The 16,134-nt window shown below is 65.8% G+C and carries 17 protein-coding genes; 10 read left to right on the top strand and 7 right to left on the bottom strand.

Translation table 11 applies throughout. The annotated features are described in order from the left end of the window. Positions 1 to 192: 192 nt before the first annotated feature. Genes WIMU1_RS03950 through WIMU1_RS03920 form a run of 7 tightly spaced genes read left to right on the top strand, consistent with a single transcriptional unit; the run spans position 193 to position 8,010 of the window. Complete coding sequence (locus tag WIMU1_RS03950; RefSeq protein ID WP_062795197.1) at positions 193 to 3,096, top strand: Na+/H+ antiporter subunit A; 2,904 nt, start codon at positions 193 to 195, stop codon at positions 3,094 to 3,096. Then, positions 3,093 to 3,659, top strand: coding sequence for a Na(+)/H(+) antiporter subunit C (locus WIMU1_RS03945; protein WP_030169326.1), 567 nt, complete (start codon positions 3,093 to 3,095; stop codon positions 3,657 to 3,659). Before WIMU1_RS03950 ends, WIMU1_RS03945 begins: the two co-directional genes overlap by 4 nt. Continuing rightward, positions 3,656 to 5,269 (top strand): Na+/H+ antiporter subunit D, encoded by a 1,614-nt coding sequence (locus tag WIMU1_RS03940; protein ID WP_023955462.1) that lies wholly within the window; start codon positions 3,656 to 3,658, stop codon positions 5,267 to 5,269. The genes WIMU1_RS03945 and WIMU1_RS03940 overlap by 4 nt, the downstream gene beginning before the upstream one ends. Continuing rightward, positions 5,266 to 6,027 (top strand): Na+/H+ antiporter subunit E, encoded by a 762-nt coding sequence (locus WIMU1_RS03935; RefSeq protein WP_062795196.1) that lies wholly within the window; start codon positions 5,266 to 5,268, stop codon positions 6,025 to 6,027. Before WIMU1_RS03940 ends, WIMU1_RS03935 begins: the two co-directional genes overlap by 4 nt. Next, the gene (locus WIMU1_RS03930) at positions 6,024 to 6,287 is read left to right on the top strand and encodes a monovalent cation/H+ antiporter complex subunit F (protein WP_023955466.1); all 264 of its coding nucleotides are present in this window, start codon (positions 6,024 to 6,026) and stop codon (positions 6,285 to 6,287) included. The genes WIMU1_RS03935 and WIMU1_RS03930 overlap by 4 nt, the downstream gene beginning before the upstream one ends. A gap of 2 nt (positions 6,288 to 6,289) precedes the next feature. Further along, positions 6,290 to 6,622, top strand: coding sequence for a monovalent cation/H(+) antiporter subunit G (gene mnhG / locus WIMU1_RS03925; protein ID WP_023955468.1), 333 nt, complete (start codon positions 6,290 to 6,292; stop codon positions 6,620 to 6,622). Continuing rightward, on the top strand, positions 6,622 to 8,010 hold the full coding sequence (locus WIMU1_RS03920; protein ID WP_062795195.1) for an ABC1 kinase family protein: 1,389 nt from the start codon (positions 6,622 to 6,624) through the stop codon (positions 8,008 to 8,010). Before mnhG ends, WIMU1_RS03920 begins: the two co-directional genes overlap by 1 nt. Here WIMU1_RS03920 and WIMU1_RS03915 read toward each other — a convergent pair. The 4 genes from WIMU1_RS03915 to napA all read right to left on the bottom strand — a co-directional run bounded on the left by WIMU1_RS03915 (position 8,000) and on the right by napA (position 10,967). Next, positions 8,000 to 9,082, bottom strand: a complete 1,083-nt coding sequence (locus tag WIMU1_RS03915; RefSeq protein WP_023955470.1) for a glutamate--cysteine ligase — start codon at positions 9,080 to 9,082, stop codon at positions 8,000 to 8,002. The genes WIMU1_RS03920 and WIMU1_RS03915 overlap by 11 nt on opposite strands. A 56-nt stretch (positions 9,083 to 9,138) precedes the next feature. Then, a complete protein-coding gene (sodC, locus tag WIMU1_RS03910) occupies positions 9,139 to 9,819 on the bottom strand; it encodes a superoxide dismutase[Cu-Zn] (RefSeq protein ID WP_062795194.1) in 681 nt (226 codons plus the stop codon). 104 nt (positions 9,820 to 9,923) lie between these two features. Beyond that, complete coding sequence (locus tag WIMU1_RS03905) at positions 9,924 to 10,544, bottom strand: LytR C-terminal domain-containing protein (protein WP_245969127.1); 621 nt, start codon at positions 10,542 to 10,544, stop codon at positions 9,924 to 9,926. A gap of 75 nt (positions 10,545 to 10,619) precedes the next feature. After that, a complete protein-coding gene (gene napA, locus WIMU1_RS03900) occupies positions 10,620 to 10,967 on the bottom strand; it encodes a nucleoid-associated protein NapA (RefSeq protein WP_023955476.1) in 348 nt (115 codons plus the stop codon). A gap of 153 nt (positions 10,968 to 11,120) precedes the next feature. Between napA and WIMU1_RS03895 the strand changes: the two genes are divergently transcribed. Further along, positions 11,121 to 11,729, top strand: a complete 609-nt coding sequence (locus WIMU1_RS03895; RefSeq protein WP_062795192.1) for a peptide deformylase — start codon at positions 11,121 to 11,123, stop codon at positions 11,727 to 11,729. 38 nt (positions 11,730 to 11,767) lie between these two features. Then, positions 11,768 to 12,730: a GNAT family N-acetyltransferase gene (locus WIMU1_RS03890; protein WP_062795191.1), complete on the top strand. Its 963-nt coding sequence runs from the start codon at positions 11,768 to 11,770 to the stop codon at positions 12,728 to 12,730. 40 nt (positions 12,731 to 12,770) lie between these two features. On the opposite strand, the gene WIMU1_RS03885 is transcribed toward WIMU1_RS03890, so the two are convergent. Next, a complete protein-coding gene (locus tag WIMU1_RS03885; RefSeq protein WP_062795190.1) occupies positions 12,771 to 13,202 on the bottom strand; it encodes a protein-tyrosine phosphatase family protein in 432 nt (143 codons plus the stop codon). A gap of 89 nt (positions 13,203 to 13,291) precedes the next feature. Here WIMU1_RS03885 and abmR point away from each other — a divergent pair, with 89 nt between their 5' ends. Continuing rightward, positions 13,292 to 13,864 (top strand): ATP-binding transcription factor AbmR, encoded by a 573-nt coding sequence (gene abmR, locus WIMU1_RS03880; protein WP_062795189.1) that lies wholly within the window; start codon positions 13,292 to 13,294, stop codon positions 13,862 to 13,864. A gap of 125 nt (positions 13,865 to 13,989) precedes the next feature. Here the strand turns inward: abmR and eutC are convergent, their stop codons facing one another. Both eutC and WIMU1_RS03870 read right to left on the bottom strand, forming a co-directional pair. Then, entirely contained in the window at positions 13,990 to 14,712 is a 723-nt protein-coding gene (gene eutC, locus WIMU1_RS03875) for an ethanolamine ammonia-lyase subunit EutC (RefSeq protein WP_062795188.1), read from the bottom strand. Further along, positions 14,712 to 16,133, bottom strand: coding sequence for an ethanolamine ammonia-lyase subunit EutB (locus WIMU1_RS03870; RefSeq protein ID WP_062795187.1), 1,422 nt, complete (start codon positions 16,131 to 16,133; stop codon positions 14,712 to 14,714). The genes eutC and WIMU1_RS03870 overlap by 1 nt, the downstream gene beginning before the upstream one ends. Between the last annotated feature and the right edge of the window lies 1 nt (position 16,134).

Raw genomic sequence — 16,134 nt, 5'->3', positions numbered from 1 at the left:
CAGCGGCGAGAGGCGACCTCGGTGGCCGCCTCATCCCCGAATACGGCACCTAGCAGCAGCAACGGTAGACTGGGTGACAACAAACCGGAGCTAATCCGTCTTCGGTGAACGGTCGCAGGCATTGTTCGGTGTGCCTGTCCCCGTTGTCACGACCCACCCGACACCCCGCCCATTCGATCGACGGAGTGCCTCTTGATCGCAGTCTTGGCCGCCCTGGCCATCACGGCTGTGCTGGCCCCTGCGATCATCACCGCCCTGGGCAGGCGCGGCTTCTACCTCCTCGCGCTCGCCCCGCTGGGCGGCCTGGTGTGGGTGGTGCTCAACTGGCCCGACGACGAGCACGGCGTCCGGACGGAATCCTTCAGCTGGGTCCCTGCCCTGCAGATGAACATCGACTTCCGCTTCGACACGCTCGCGGCCGTCATGTCTGTTCTGGTGCTCGGGGTCGGAGCCCTGGTGCTCTGTTACTGCGCCGAGTACTTCAGTGAGGTGCGACGTCGGGTCGCCGGCTTCGCGGCCGAGATGGTGGCGTTCGCCGGCGCGATGTTCGGGCTGGTCATCAGCGACAACATGCTCGTGCTCTACATCTTCTGGGAACTGACCACGGTGCTGTCGTTCCTGCTGGTCGGTTTCTACGCCGTCCGCGCGACGAGCCGCCGCGCCGCCACCCAGGCCCTGCTCGTGACCACGGCCGGTGGACTGGCGATGCTGGTCGGCATCGTGATGCTGGGCGAGAAAGCCGGCTCCTATCTGTTGTCGGACATCGTGGCCGACCCCCCGGTCGGGTGGACGGTCACCGTGGCCATCGTCCTGATCCTGATCGGTGCGCTCAGCAAGTCGGCGATCTTCCCGTTCCACTTCTGGCTTCCCGGTGCCATGGCGGCCCCCACCCCGGTCAGCGCCTATCTGCATGCCGCAGCCATGGTCAAAGCCGGAATCTTCTTGGTGGCCCGGCTCGCCCCAGGCTTCTCCGACCTCGTGTCCTGGGACGTCCTTGTGGTCGGGCTCGGCTGCGCCACCATGGTCCTCGGCGGATTCCGGTCGCTGCGCGAATACGACCTCAAGTTGGTGCTCGCCTTCGGAACGGTCTCGCAGCTGGGGTTCCTGATGGTGCTGGTCGGCATCGGCGACGAGGATGTCGCGATGGCCGCGATGGCGATGTTGGTGGCCCATGCGCTGTTCAAAGCGTCGCTGTTCATGGTGGTCGGCATCATCGATCACTCCACCGGTACCCGAGACCTGCGCAAACTTGCCAGGCTCGGTCACAGCACCCCTGTGTTGGCGGGCATCGCAGCACTCGCGGCCGCCAGCATGGCGGGCCTCCCCCTCACCCTCGGATTTGTCGGCAAGGAGACCGCCTTCGCCGAGATCTGGGACACGGGCGCCCTGAACGAGTGGCAGGGGCCGGTGGTGGTCCTGGTGCTGGTACTCGGATCCACTCTGACCGTCGCCTACTCGCTGCGATTCCTGTGGGGCGCCTTCGGCCGCAAACGCAAGGCCGAACCCAGCCCAGCAGTGGCGCGCATGCACCGTCCGAGCGCCGCGTTCCAGGCGCCGGCGGCGATACTCGCGCTCGCCGGGGTGGTCTCCGGTCCACTCGCCGGACTCATCGGCAAGCGCGTGGAGCCCTACGCCGAAACAGTGCCCAGCTACGACGAAGGCATAGCCCACCTCTCGCTGTGGCATGGCTTCAACCTCGCCCTCGGTTTCACGGCCATCGCAGTGGTCGCGGGTACCGCGCTGTTCCTCCTGGTGCGCGAACTCGGCCGGCTGGGGTTTGTGCGTCCCGCACTCGGTAACGCCGACAGGATCTACGACGCGGTGCTGCGCGGCGCGGACACCATCTCGATCAACCTGACCCGCAACACCCAACGGGGGTCGTTGCCACTCACCCAGGGTGTCATCGTGATCACGCTGGTGCTCCTACCCACGATCGTCCTGTTCCTCGGGCAGCGGAACAGGCTGGAGATCAACGGCTTCGAGTCTCCCGTGCAGTTCGTGATCGGCGGGATCATGGTGGCCGCGGCGATCGCCGCCACCGTCCTGCGCAACCGGCTCGCAGCCGTCCTCGTCGTCGGGGTCACCGGCTACAGCTGCGGCGTGCTGTTCGCCTTGCACGGCGCACCCGATCTCGCGCTCACCCAGTTCCTGGTGGAGACACTGACGCTGGTCATCTTCGTACTGGTCCTGCGCAAACTCCCCGCCGAGGCGGAGAACCGCCATGCCACCGGGTTCAAGCCGTTGCGGGCCTTGCTCGGTCTGGCGTTCGGCGCACTGCTCGTGGTGGTCGGTCTGTTCGCCGCCGCTGCCCGCAACACCATTCCGATGTCCACCGAGATCCCCTACGCCGCATACAAATATGGCAACGGCTCCAACGCGGTCAACGTGCTGCTCGTGGACATCCGCGCATGGGACACCCTCGGTGAGGTGTCGGTCCTGATGGTTGCCGCAACCGGTGTGGCGTCGATGGTGTTCCGCCACCGCCGGTTCGGTGCCGCACCGCGTGTGGCCGATGCGACCAGAGCGGGTACGCCCCGCCCCGAGACCGAGGGCGAGCAGTTGTTCGGCGAGCGCACCACGTGGTTGCGCGGCAGCAACTTCCGCGACCCGCGCCACCGGTCGATGGTGCTCGAGGCGACCACACGACTGCTGTTCCCGACGATGATCGTGTTGTCGCTCTACTTCTTCTACGCCGGTCACAACGCGCCGGGCGGCGGATTCGCAGGTGGATTGACGATGGGCCTGGCACTCGTCCTGCGTTACCTGGCCGGCGGCCGGTACGAGCTCGGCGAGGCGCTGCCGATCGACGCGGGGCGCATTCTCGGGGTCGGCCTCGGCCTGTCTGCCGGTACTGCCGCCGCGTCGGTTCTGCTCGGCGCACCCGCACTGTCGTCGGCGACCTTCGAGTTCACGTTGCCGATCTTCGGAGACGTCAAACTGGTGACCGCCTTGTTCTTCGACCTGGGTGTCTACCTCATCGTGGTGGGCCTGGTGCTCGACGTACTGCGCAGTCTCGGCGCCCGGCTCGATGAAGACAGTCCACGGGTGCGTCGCGACGTCGACCAGTCCGAGCCCGGGGAGGTGGCGGCACGATGACCATCAACCTCGGCCTGATGATCGTGGTCGCCCTGATGGCCGCCTGCGGCGTCTACCTTTTGCTCGAACGCAGTCTCATCCGCATGCTGCTCGGACTACTGCTGGTGGGCAACGCGATCAACCTGATGATCGTCACCGTCTCGGGAGCCATGGGCAATCCGCCGATCATCGGCCGCACGTCAGAGGGCCGCACCGGAGACGCCGATCCGCTGGCGCAGGGCATGGTGCTCACGGCCATCGTCATCACGATGGGCATCGCTGCCTTCGTCCTGTCGTTGGCCTACCGCTCTTTCATGATCAACACCGACGACGAGGTGGACGACGATCCCGAAGACCTCAAGGTGAAGTCACAGTCGAGCGCCACCGCACCCGACCGCGATCGCAGCGATGACCCGATCACCGGTCTCGACACGTTCCGGGGCGATCTGTTCGACGATGACGGCAACCCACTCACCGACGAACAACTGCGCGCCCGTGCCGAGTTGCATCAGACCGACCTGCTGCCCAGCGCCGACGACAGTGCTGACTTCGAGCCGACCGACCGTGACGGTGATGGCCGATGACCTTGTCGCACGAGTGGTTCTCGACGCTCATCGTCGCGCCCGTCCTCGCCCCGATGATGGGCGCGGTGCTGACCCTGATCATGGGTCGGTACCCCCGATTCCAGCGTGTGGTCACAGTCGCGGCGATCACGGTCGCGTTTGTCGCCTCGTGCCTCCTGCTTTATCTGACCAACCGCGACGGTACGTATGCCTTGCACGTCGGCGGTTGGGATTCCAAGGGCGGTGACCTCGGCCCCCTGGGCATCACGCTTGTGGCTGACCAGCTCTCGGCGTTGATGCTGGTGGTGTCCACCGCGGTGCTGCTCTGCGTCATGCTCTACGCCGTTGGGCAGGGTATCCGCGACGGCACCACCGAACAGCCGGTGTCGATCTTCTTGCCGACCTATCTGTTGCTGTGCACCGGCGTCTGCAACGCCTTCCTCGCCGGCGACCTGTTCAACCTGTACGTCTCGTTCGAGGTGCTGCTTGCCGCGAGCTTTGTGCTGCTCACTCTCGGTGCCAGCGCGGACCGGGTGCGCGCCGGCGTCTCGTACGTGATGGTCTCGATGGTGTCGTCGCTGATCTTCCTGGCAGGCATCGCGTTTGCGTACGCAGCCACCGGCACACTGAATCTCGCGGAGATGGCGGTCCGGCTCGAGGATGTTCCCGACGGGACCAAGGGTGCGCTCTACGCGGTGCTGCTGGTGGCGTTCGGCATCAAGGCCGCGGTCTTCCCGCTGTCGACCTGGCTGCCCGACTCCTACCCCACAGCTCCCGCCCCGGTCACCGCGGTGTTTGCCGGCCTGCTCACCAAAGTCGGTGTGTACGCGATCATCCGTGCGCACACCCTGCTGTTCCCCGGCGGCGCAATGGACCGGGTGCTGTTGGTGGCCGGACTTCTCACGATGTTGGTCGGCATCTTCGGCGCGATCGCGCAGTCCGACATCAAACGCCTGTTGTCGTTCACGCTGGTCAGCCACATCGGGTACATGATCTTCGGCATCGCTCTGTCCACCGAGTTCGGTTTGTCGGGCGCGATCTACTACGTGGCGCACCACATTTTGGTCCAGACGACTCTGTTCCTCGTGGTGGGGTTGATCGAGCGGCAGGCAGGCTCGGCCTCACTACGACGTCTCGGTGGTCTGGCGGCCAGCCCTCTGCTCGCTGCCTTGTTCCTGATCCCAGCTCTGAATCTGGGTGGCATCCCGCCCTTCTCGGGTTTCATCGGCAAGGTCGCATTGATCGAGGCGGGCGTACAAGAGGGCAGCGTGCTGGCCTGGATCCTGGTGGCCGGCTCGGTGGTGACCAGCCTGTTGACCCTCTACGTCGTCGCCCGCGTCTGGACCAAGGCGTTCTGGCGGCCGCGCGCCGATGCCCCCGACGGCGAGATGGCCGATGCGGGACCGGCAGCTCTTCTCGAGGGTTCGGCCGACGTGTCCTTCGACGACCGCGCCGACGTGGGCCGGATGCCGATCGGCATGGTGGTCCCCACCATCGCCATGGTGGCAGCCGGGCTCGTGTTGACGTTGTGGGCCGGGCCGTTCTTCGAGTTCACCGAATCGGCCGCTGCCGACCTGATCGACTCCAGCATCTACCTCGACGCCGTCCTGGGCGCAGGAGGTCCCCGATGACCGACAAACCTGACCCCGGACAGCGGCCACAACCGCCGGCTCCCCGGGGCCCCATCCGGGCGCACCTGGTGAACGCCTGGCGTTATTCAGTGATCTTCCTGGCGTGGTACTCGGTGAAGACCTTCCTCTTCCTCAAGTCCCATATCCACATCAAGCTCTGGTTCGGCGGAAATGCACGCGAGGTGGCCGTCCGGCTGTGGACGATGGCGTGGCTGACGTTCGTATGGGTGCTGCTGTGGGGTACCTACGACATCGCAACGGTGGTCAGTGGTCTCGGTATCGCACTCCTCGTGCTGATCGCATTGCCATTGCCCCGGGTACCGGTCGAGGGCCGGATCCATCCGCTGACGATCCTCGAACTGGTGATCAGGCTGGTGATCGACCTGTTCCGGTCGAGCCTGCAGGTGGCGTGGCTGTCGGTGCGCCCGCGCAAGCCACCCTTGAGCGCGGTGGTCCGGGCACGCCTGGCCATCAAATCCGACATGGTGTTGACCCTTGCGGTCGACTACCTCAATCTTGTGCCCGGCACCATGGTCGTGGAGATCGACCACAGTCGCCGTCTGCTGTACGTGCACCTCATCGACGCGAGCTCACCGGAGAAGGTGAAGGCGTTCTATGGGCAGGTCGCCACCATCGAGAGGCTGTTCATCAAAGCCTTCGAGCGTGAGAGCGAATGGCACGCCAGTCCCTACCATGGGATCGACGATGAAGTCGGTGGCCAAGACAGCCAGGATCTTCGGAGCGGAGCGAAGTCATGAACGTGGTCTGGATGATCGCCGCCGGGCTGCTGTTGGCAGCATCGGTACTCACCACCGCCCGGATTCTCATCGGCCCCAACACGCTCGACCGCCTGGTCGCCCTGGACACCGGTGTCGCGATGGCGATGTGCTCGCTGGCCGTCTGGGCCGCATATTCGATGGATTCGACAGTGGTGTCCGGCCTCGTCGCCTTGTCGCTGCTGAGTTTTGTGGGCACGGTTGCAGTCGCCCGATTCCGCGTCCGGGACAACGAGGTTTAACGATGGTCTCCGACATCTTCGTCGCCGTGCTGGTGCTGTCCGGTTCAGGTCTGGCGTTCACGGCATCGGTGGGCATCTTGCGATTCCCCGACACGCTCACCCGCATGCACGCGGCCACCAAACCGCAAACCCTCGGCTTGTTGCTGGTCCTGATCGCGGCGATGATCCGTCTCTGGGACACCGTCGATTTCGGAATGCTGGTGCTGACCGGGATATTCGCGCTGATCACCGCACCGGTGATCGCACACCGCGTCGGCAAGCTGGCTTATCAGGAGCAACGGGTGCGAGACGACCTGATCGACAGCAGCGAGCTCGAATCCCCCCGCAGCGACTGATGACCGGCGACGATCAGCTTCCCCCCACCTCTCGTGTGCGCCGCGGGAGTGAACTGGGAAAGGTTGCCGCCCATTCGGTTGCCAGGCGCGTCCGCTCGCGTGCCGCTGGGGTCGGTGCCACACCCGACGAGCGGCGCTCGCGCGCCGAACTCGATGCCCTCGCTGCCGCAGACGAACTCATCACCGTGCTCGGGTCGATGAAGGGCGCAGCGATGAAGGTCGGCCAGTTCCTGTCGATGATGGACCTGGGCATGGTGCCGGCACACGCGCGTGACGGCTTCCACCGCAAACTCGCGATCCTGCGCGACAACGCCCCTCAGGTCTCCTCGGAGACGATGCTCGAGGTTGTCCGAAAAGAGCTCGGCTCGAACATGTCCCACATCGAGTCCATCGATCCGGCTCCTATCGCTGCCGCTTCCATCGGCCAGGTCTACCAGGCCAGATTGATCGACGGGCGCGACGTGGCGATCAAGGTGCAATACCCGGGCATCGACCGGGTGGTCCGGGCAGACCTCAAGAACCTCGCGATGGCCCTGCGCCTCTACAAGGGCCTGCTGCCGACGGTGGACCCCCAGTCGTTTGTCCGCGAGATCTCCGGGGACATGTTGTCGGAGCTGGACTATCGGGCCGAGGCGGCCAATCACCGTCGTCTCGCGGACCGCTACGCCGGGCACCCGTTCATCCAGATCCCCGATGTCGTCGAAAGTCTCTGCACATCAAAGGTCCTCACCTCCGAGCTGATCACCGGGATACCGTTCGACGAGATCACCACCCTCGACGCCGACACACGAGACCAGGTCGGTGAGGTGATCTATCGCTTCTACTGCGGCAGTATCCATACCGACGCCACCTTCTGCGGCGATCCGCACCCGGGAAACGTGATGCTCGCCGACGACGGCCGGGTGGCGTTCCTCGACTTCGGATCCTGCAAGACCATGTCGGCCGACGCCCGGGACCTGGAACGTCGCGCGGTCATCGCGGCTCGCGCCGGGGATGCTGCCGAAGTGGCTCAAGTCCTTCGCCAGGGACATGTGCTGATCAGCGAGGAGTCCATCGATGACGCCGACGTGCTGTCCTACGTTCGAGACGCCACCTGGTGGCACATGGACGACGCCGAACTGACCATCACCCCGGACATCGCCAACGGCGTCATGATCTCCGCGGTGCACCCGGCCACCGAGTACGGCAGCGCGGCACGAGAACAGCATTTCCCCAAAGACAATCTGATCGCGCGCCGCGTCGAGTTCTACACCTGCGCGATGCTCGGGCAACTCCGGGCAACGGCGAACTGGTGTCGGATCGAAGCCGAATGGCTGACCGGGGCCGAACCCGACACCGAACTGGGTCAGATCGATCTGTGGTGGCGCCGGCGGACGTTCAGCGATTGAGTTCGGAGACAACCTGATCGACCACGGCCACCATGTCTCCCGTGTCGGCGAATGTACGCCGCTGCCGCTGGTACGAGCCCCCGTGGCCGGGGATGTCGGCGACCGACGCCAACTCGTCGGCGCACCCGAGGTCGACGGCGACGGGAGTGAGGCGTTCGAGCATGTCGTAGAGGTCGTCCGTCACCAACCGCTCGTTGCAGTCCGAGTCGGTGATGATGATCGCGTCGAGTCCGTAACGGGCTGCGCGCCATTTGTTTTCCTGCACCAGCCAAGGCGCCATGTCGGGCAATGTCTCCCCGGCATCGAGGCGCCGATCGAGATCCACCACCAGGCAGTGGATCAGTGCCACAAGCCCGGCCAATTCGGCAATGGTCGAAACGCCGTCACACACCCGGATCTCGACGGTACCGAGGTTCGGAGAAGGCCGGATGTCCCAACGGATCTCGTTCAGGTTCTCGATGATGCCCGTGGTCATCTGGTCACCGACGAACTTCTCGAACTCGCTCCACCGCTGGAACTGGAACGGCAGGCCGGCCGTGGGCAACTGCTGGAACATCATCGCCCGGTTGCTGGCGTACCCGGTGTCCTGCCCCGACCACATCGGAGATGACGCCGACAGCGCGAGCAGATGGGGATACTGGTTCAGCAGCGACGACACGATGGGCAAGACCTTGTCGCGGTGATTGATCCCGACGTGAACGTGCACACCCCAGATCAGCATCTGCCTGCCCCACCACTGGGTCCGCTCGATCAGCTCGGCGTACCGCGGCGACGGGGTCAACTGCTGGGTGGACCACAGTGCAAACGGGTGGGTACCTGCGCCGAACAGATCCACACCGAGATCGTCGGCGATCAAGCGAACCACCGACAGCGACTCTTCGAGATCGGCGATCGCCTCACCCGTGGTGCGGCAGATACCCGTCACCAGTTCAACGGTGTTGCGCAGCAGTTCCTTGTGGATCCGATCGCCGGAACTGGGATTGTCCAGTTCGCTCACACGCTCGAACAGCTGCGCCGCAGAGTTCGACAGATCACGCGTCTGCTTGTCGACAAGCGCGAACTCCCACTCCACGCCCAGCGTGGGCCGCGGGGAAGCGTTGAAATCGATGGAGCGAACGTTGTTTATTCTCAGCTCTTTTCGATCACACCGCAGGCGATCCGCTTGCCCGCGTCTCCGGTGGCGAGGGTTTCCTCATCAGGGGCGGGAGCGTACTTGGTGGGGATGTTGCCGAAGTTGTCCGGCTTCTCGTGGATCATGATCGAGGTGTCGATGATGTCCTCGATGCTGAAAGCATCACTGGCAGTGGTGGTCTCGCCGTTGCCGGCCTCGTCGATGAAGATCGAGACCAAGTCGCCACTGGCAGGGTGACCGGAGTGGCCCTCGACCTGCAGGTGGCCGCCCGCGGAGAGGAAGTCGCCGGCCGCGCCCCCGGTGGGAGGCGTCGAGTTGGCTTCACACTTGCCGACCGCGTGCAGGTGCATGCCGTGGAATCCCGGGGCGAGGTTCTCGGCCTTCACACTCACGATCACCGAACCCTCCGCGGTGGTGAACGTCGCCTCGCCTGCCGGTTCGCCACTGGGGGTCTGGAGTTCGGCAGTGGCCTCGCCACCTTCGCTGGGCGCACCGATCGCGCCCACATCCTCCGGTGCCGGGTTACCGGTGAGCACACTGGGAGTGGTTCCCTTGGCGTCGGTCGGCTCTTCGTCCGGACTGCAACCCACAACCAGCAGCGCGACGGCTGCGGCGGGTGCCACCAGCGCGGCGATTCGCCGGGTGCCGGTCAAGTTCCTGAGCGAACGCTGCGCCATGGTTGAGCTCCCTTGCAGTTGGCGGTCGAGTGCAGTTCTACCGTTGGTAGTAGTCAGCGAAATCATATCGGTTCCCCGCACACGGTTCGCCGCCGGTTGAGTGGCTAACGCGTCACGACGATCAGGACGAGGCCACCCTGGCATTGACTGAAGGCGGCCGGACGGGGATCCACCGAGATGTCGCCGCCGAGTTCTTCGGCCAGCTGATCGGCGTACTCCTGCTGCGTCGCGGTGTAGAAGATGGTGTTCTCGGTGATGCTGGCCGACTGCAGATTGGACGGCGTGGCCGTGGTCCAGCCCGCATCGTCGACGAGCTTGCGATATGTCTGCCCGAGCCCGCCGACTGTGCCTGCGTTGAAGATGCACACGCGCGGCCGGTCGGGGTCCACCGACGTCGACGTGCTGCTGCTCGCAGACGTCTCGGCACCGCTCGAAGTGGTGGTCGCTGGTGACGACGATGTGGGCTGGCGGCTCTGAGCTGCCTCGAGGCCCGCCTCGGGGTCGGAGTCACCGGTGGCTGCCGAGTGCCATCCGAGTCCGATGAACACCACTGCGATCGCCAGCAACAGCATCGCCCCGGCACGTAACGGCAGGTGAGCCGCCTCGGAGCGGGCCGGCGCGGGGGGCCGCGCACGACGCGAGCCCGATGTGCCCGAGTCCGGACTGTTCGTGCCGGTCCCGCTCGGGTCTTCCCCGGGCTGGTCTGGACGGTCGGACGTGGTCATTGGACCAACCTTACGAAACTTGCCAACCTTACGAAAATTTGCGGCCCGACCCCGCGCGGCGGGTCGGCACACCCATCAGGTGACGTCGAACCCGAGCCGGCGAGCCGCCCGGGCCTTCTGCCGGCTTGCACGCAGACGACGGAGTCGCTTCACGAGCATCGGATCTGCGGCCAGTGCCTCCGGCCGGTCCACCAAGGCGTTGAGCACCTGGTAGTAACGGGTCGCGGACAGGCCGAACAGTTCTTTGATGGCCTCTTCCTTGGCACCGGCATACTTCCACCACTGCCGTTCGAAGGCCAAGATGTCATGCTCACGCCGAGTCAATCCGTCGGCCCCGACCTCGCCCGGACCGAGCTCTGCGTGGTCTTGGTGTGAGTTGTCCGCCTGCCCGGATTGCTGGTCTCGCGCGGTTGCGCCGTCCATCTCGCTCCCTTGAGAATCGGTCCTGCTCCACCCCGTCGCCACACCGGAGTTCGTCGCTATCAACGGTGTGAATTACAACAGTGTGGTTCGCAGTACATCTAACCACGCCGCCAAAGGAATTCGCGCGATGGCGTGCCGAGTAATCTGACCCCCATGGCAATTCTTCCCATCTGCATCGTCGGTGATCCGGTGCTGCACAACCCGACTGAAATCGTCGCATTGGACGCCGAGGGCAAGGCCCCCGCCGACGTGGCCGCACTGCTCGACGACATGTACGAGACGATGGATGCCGCCAACGGTGTCGGACTCGCCGCCAATCAGGTCGGTGTCGCCAAGCGCATGTTCGTCTACGACTGCCCCGAGGGCGACGGCCGCACAGGTCCTCGTCGTCGCGGCGAGGTGATCAATCCCGTCCTCGAGACGTCGGAGATCCCCGAGACGATGCCCGACCCCGACGACAACGACGAGGGGTGCCTGTCGGTACCAGGCGAACAGTTCCCGACCGGCCGGGCCGACTGGGCCAAGGTCACCGGGGTGGACCGCAACGGCGACCCGGTGGAGATCGAGGGCAAAGGATTCTTCGCCCGGATGCTGCAGCACGAGACCGGCCACCTCGACGGCTTCCTCTATGTCGACGTGCTGATGGGGCGCAACGCACGCGCGGCCAAGAAGACCATCAAGCGTAACGGCTGGGGGGTGCCAGGGCTCTCCTGGCTACCCGGCGAAGACGCCGATCCCTTCGGACACGATGACGAGGACTGACCGCATCGGTCGGGTCTGCGTGTGACCGGCCGCCGCACGTGAGCACCCCGTCACCCGGGGATCGGGTGGTGGTCCGCTTTCACAAGGGCCCCGGCGCCCCGGCCGACTGGCGCGCCGACGAGTCGGCCACGTTGAGCGATGTCACCGGGGTCCTGGAGTCGAGCGATTCGTCCGTGCTTGTGGTCCGGCGTGGTGACAAGTCGGTCCGGGTACCCGCCTCGTTGGTGCAGGCCATCAAGGTCCTGTCGATCAAACCGGTCCGGAACTCCGAGATCCGGTCGCTCGAGGTGGCCGCGGCCCGAGGCTGGCCCGGCCTCGAGTGGGAGATGATCAGCGGCTGGCGCGCCCGGGCGGGCGGCGGGTTCAGCCGACGTGCCAATTCGGCGGTGCCGCTGGAGATGGGCGCGAAGGTCGATGGCGAAACGATCGACCTTCTACGGCAGTGGTACGCCGAGCGCGGTCTGCCGCTGAAGCTGGCTGTGGTGACACGGCTGGTCCCGGGTTCGCATGTGCCGGTTGACGACTACGTCATCACGGTCGAGGCACTCACCGCTCCGATCGGCGTATTGGCATCGTCCCCCGATCATCCGGTCGACATCACCGACAGCCCCACCGAACGATGGGCTGCGAAATACTGCGCCGCACACGGCGACTCCGACGCCCCACTGGCCGCAGCCGTGGTGTCCGCGGTCGACGGCGGCACCCTGGCGTTCGCGGGTATTCACGACTCAGACGGCGCACTCGTGGCGATCGGCCGAGGTGCGGTGACCGACGGACTACGTGACGATCGGTGGCTTGGCCTCTCGGCTCTGTGGACCGCACCCGAGAGTCGGGGCCGCGGGCTCGGGCGGTCGATCCTCACCGCACTGGAGCAGTGGGGTGAGGCACAGGGCGCCACGTCGATCTACCTGCAGGTCGAAAGCGGGAACACGACAGCTCGAGAGTGGTACCGCCGCTTGGGCTTTGGCCTGCACCACAGTTACGGGTACATCGACTACTGACGCCCCCGCCGAGCGGATCCTTTCCCCGCCGACCGCGAGATCAGGACTTGAAGCGCGTCACAAACCGGCGCTGCCACGGGGTCTCGACCGCTCGCGGCGAGTATGTGGCCCGCACGTACGCCACCGCGTCGGCTGCGGGCACCCCATCGATGATCGCCAGGCACGCCATCGCAGTACCGGTGCGTCCGTATCCGCCGCCGCAGGCGATCTCGACCCGCTCCGACACGGCGCGATCCCACACCTCGTGCAACGCCGACCGGAAGTCGACCGGGTCAGCCGGCAGCCAGAAGTCACGCCACCGTACCCATCGACTCTCCCAGTCCATTGCTGGAGGCCTGGCCCCCAGCAGGTACAGCCCGAAGTCAGGGACTGCTTCAGAGGTTGTGTCGTGTCGCAGACCGCGACCGCGAATCACTCGGCCCGACGGCAGACGCATGAGGCCTGACTCAGAGTCCTCCCAGGTGAGGGGCATACCGCGAGCCTAGCGCTCTGCCGACAGCGAACGACCTCGACGGCAGTCTGTAACGGTGTAATCATGTAATCACCTACCGAGGAGACATCATGAAAAACGAACACCGAGGCTCGCGCGGTCCGGGAGCCGGACGCCGCGGCGGCTGGCAACAGGCCGAACTACCCGACGCCGGCGACGCTGCCGCCTGGTTCGCCGGACGACTTCCCGACAACTGGTTCTCGGGACCTGTCGAGGTCACCGTCGACCGAGATGAAATCACCGTGATCGGCACACTCACACCGCCGGACACCGGCGAGGAGGGGAACGCGGCGGCAGCAGCAGAAGGTCGGGCGTCGCGTTTTCGAGAGGACACCCGCGGTGAACGGATGGCCATCGCCGACGAGGCACAGGCCCGTTATGCGCGCAAGGTGTCATGGGGCGTCAGGGTCGGCGATCAGCGAATCCTGTTCACCCACATCGCCGTTCCGGTGATGACCCGGCTCCGCCAGCCCGAACGTCAGGTGCTCGACACTCTCGTTGATGCCGGAGTTGCCCGCTCCCGCGCCGACGCGCTGGCGTGGTCGGTCAAACTGGTCGGCGCGCATACCGACGAGTGGTTGGGCAAACTCCGAACGGCGATGGACGAGGTCGACAACCTGCGCGCCGAGGGCCCCGGGCTCTGACCCACCCGCCAAATTCGCTCCACCTGCTTGCGTTCGCGCCCGGTGCAACCGGATCGAACGCAGGTAAGTGGAGCGAATTTGGGTGAGGGTGAGGGGCGAGGGTAAGGGTGAGGGTGAGGGGCAGGTCAGGTGAGGGCCCGGCTGTTGTCCTTGAGGTCCACACCGCTGCGCCCCAGCTTGCGGGCACCTTCGACCAGCGCCGCGCAGACGCGTGCGGCGTCGGCGTACCCGAGACCTCCGGGCGGATGGATGTTCGATATGCAGTTGCGCATCGAATCCGCCCGGCCGGGCTCCGGGAGGTAGGTGAGGTAGATGCCCACACTGTCGGCTACCGACAGCCCCGGCCGCTCGCCGATGATGACGATCAGTGTCCCGACCTTTTGAGCCGCGCCGATGTGGTCGCCGAGGGCCACTCGCGCCTGGGTCGCGATGACCGGCGGAGCGAGCGAGTAGCGCGGCGCCAGAACGTCTTTGAGTGCCGAGAGCAATCCGGCTCCATGTTCGGACAGGGCAATCGGTGACAACCCGTCCGCCAGGACCAAGCCGATGTCCGCGCCGACGTCCGAGACTGCCGCCAGGTCGTCCGGTGTGCGGCCCAGATCCGGACGCCTCAGGTATTCGCTGCGGTCGGATGCCTTGCTGGTGACCACGATGGGCTCGCCGAGACCCACTTCGGCCACTGCGGCCGCGAGGCCCCCGACATCCAGTGGCTGGTGCACCGCGTCGCGAGCGGCGGCATGCGCGGCGGCGAACTCCAGCACTCGGCTGGTGGGCAGCGAATCGCCGGTGCGCCCCAACCCTATTCGAGCAGCGGTCCGTAAACGCAGGCCGTCCCACAAGTCGCTCATCAGGCCACCGGCCCCGTCAGGCTGCGCAGCGGTGACGACTCGGGGGCCAGGTCGAGCACCCGGCCGTCGGCTCCCAGCATTCCCACCTTGTCGAGCCACGCCTCGAACTCTGGAGCCGGCTTGAGTCCGAGCGTCCGCCGCGCGTACAGGGCGTCGTGGAACGACAGGCTCTGGTAGCCGAGCATCACGTCGTCGGCTCCGGGGACGGTGATGACAAACGGCACGCCGGCAACCCCGAGCAGGGTGAGCAGATCGTCCATGTCGTCCTGGTCGGCCTCGGCGTGGTTGGTGTAGCAGACGTCCACACCCATCGGCAGCCCCAGCAACTTGCCGCAGAAGTGATCTTCGAGTCCGGCCCGCACGATCTGCTTTCCGTCGTAGAGGTATTCGGGGCCGATGAAGCCGACGACCGTGTTGATCAGCAACGGATCCAGTTCTCGCGCAACGGCGTACGCCCGCGTCTCGAGGGTCTGCTGATCCACCGGCCTACCACCGGTTCCGAGGTGTGCCCCTGCCGAGAGGGCCGACCCCTGGCCGGTTTCGAGGTACATCACGTTGTCGCCGACAGTCCCGCGCGACAACGACCTGCCCGCTTCGTTGCCCTCGCGCAACAGCGCCAGATCCACGCCGAACCCCTTGTTCGCCCCCTCGGTTCCCGCGATCGACTGGAACACCAGATCCACCGGCGCACCGGCTTCCACCAAGCCGATGGTGGTGGTGACGTGCGACAGCACGCACGACTGCACTGGGATCTCGAACCGCTGACGGATGTCGTCGAGCAACAACAGCAGTTCAGATGTGGCGTGTGGTGAATCGGTGGCCGGATTGATCCCGATCACCGCGTCGCCGCATCCGAGCAGCAGACCATCCAGGGTCGCCGCGGCGATCCCGGTCGGATCGTCGGTCGGATGATTGGGCTGCAACCGTGTGGCCAGCCGACCCGGGAGGCCGATCGTGGTGCGAAACGCCGTCACCACCGAAACCGCCTTGGCGACCGCGATGAGGTCCTGGTTGCGCATCAACTTGCTCACCGCCGCAACCATTTCCGGCGTCAGACCCGGCGCGACGTTCCGGAATGTCGTCGCCGCGACGTCTGAGGGCCAGGCCGCGACCTCGAGCAGCCAGTCACGAAGACCACCGACGGTCAGCGACGACACCGGCGAAAAGGCTTCGCTGTCATGCGAATCCATGATCAACCGGGTGACCTCGTCGGATTCGTACGGCACCACCGCCTCGGACAGGAACACGGTGAGCGGAACGTCGGCCAATGCCCACTGCGCTGCCGCCCGCTCGGTGTCCGACTCGGCAGCACACCCGGCCAACTCGTCGCCACTTCGGCGTGGAGTGGCCTTTGCCAGCAGCTCGACCAAGCCGCCGAAGGCGTAGGTGGTGCCGGCAAGCGTGTGTCGATAGACGGTCACA

It is taken from the genome of Williamsia muralis NBRC 105860 (genome assembly GCF_001598915.1).
Taxonomy (GTDB): domain Bacteria; phylum Actinomycetota; class Actinomycetes; order Mycobacteriales; family Mycobacteriaceae; genus Williamsia; species Williamsia muralis.
Note: the sequence above shows the minus strand (reverse complement) of the source record. Positions and strands in the feature narration are given on the sequence as shown.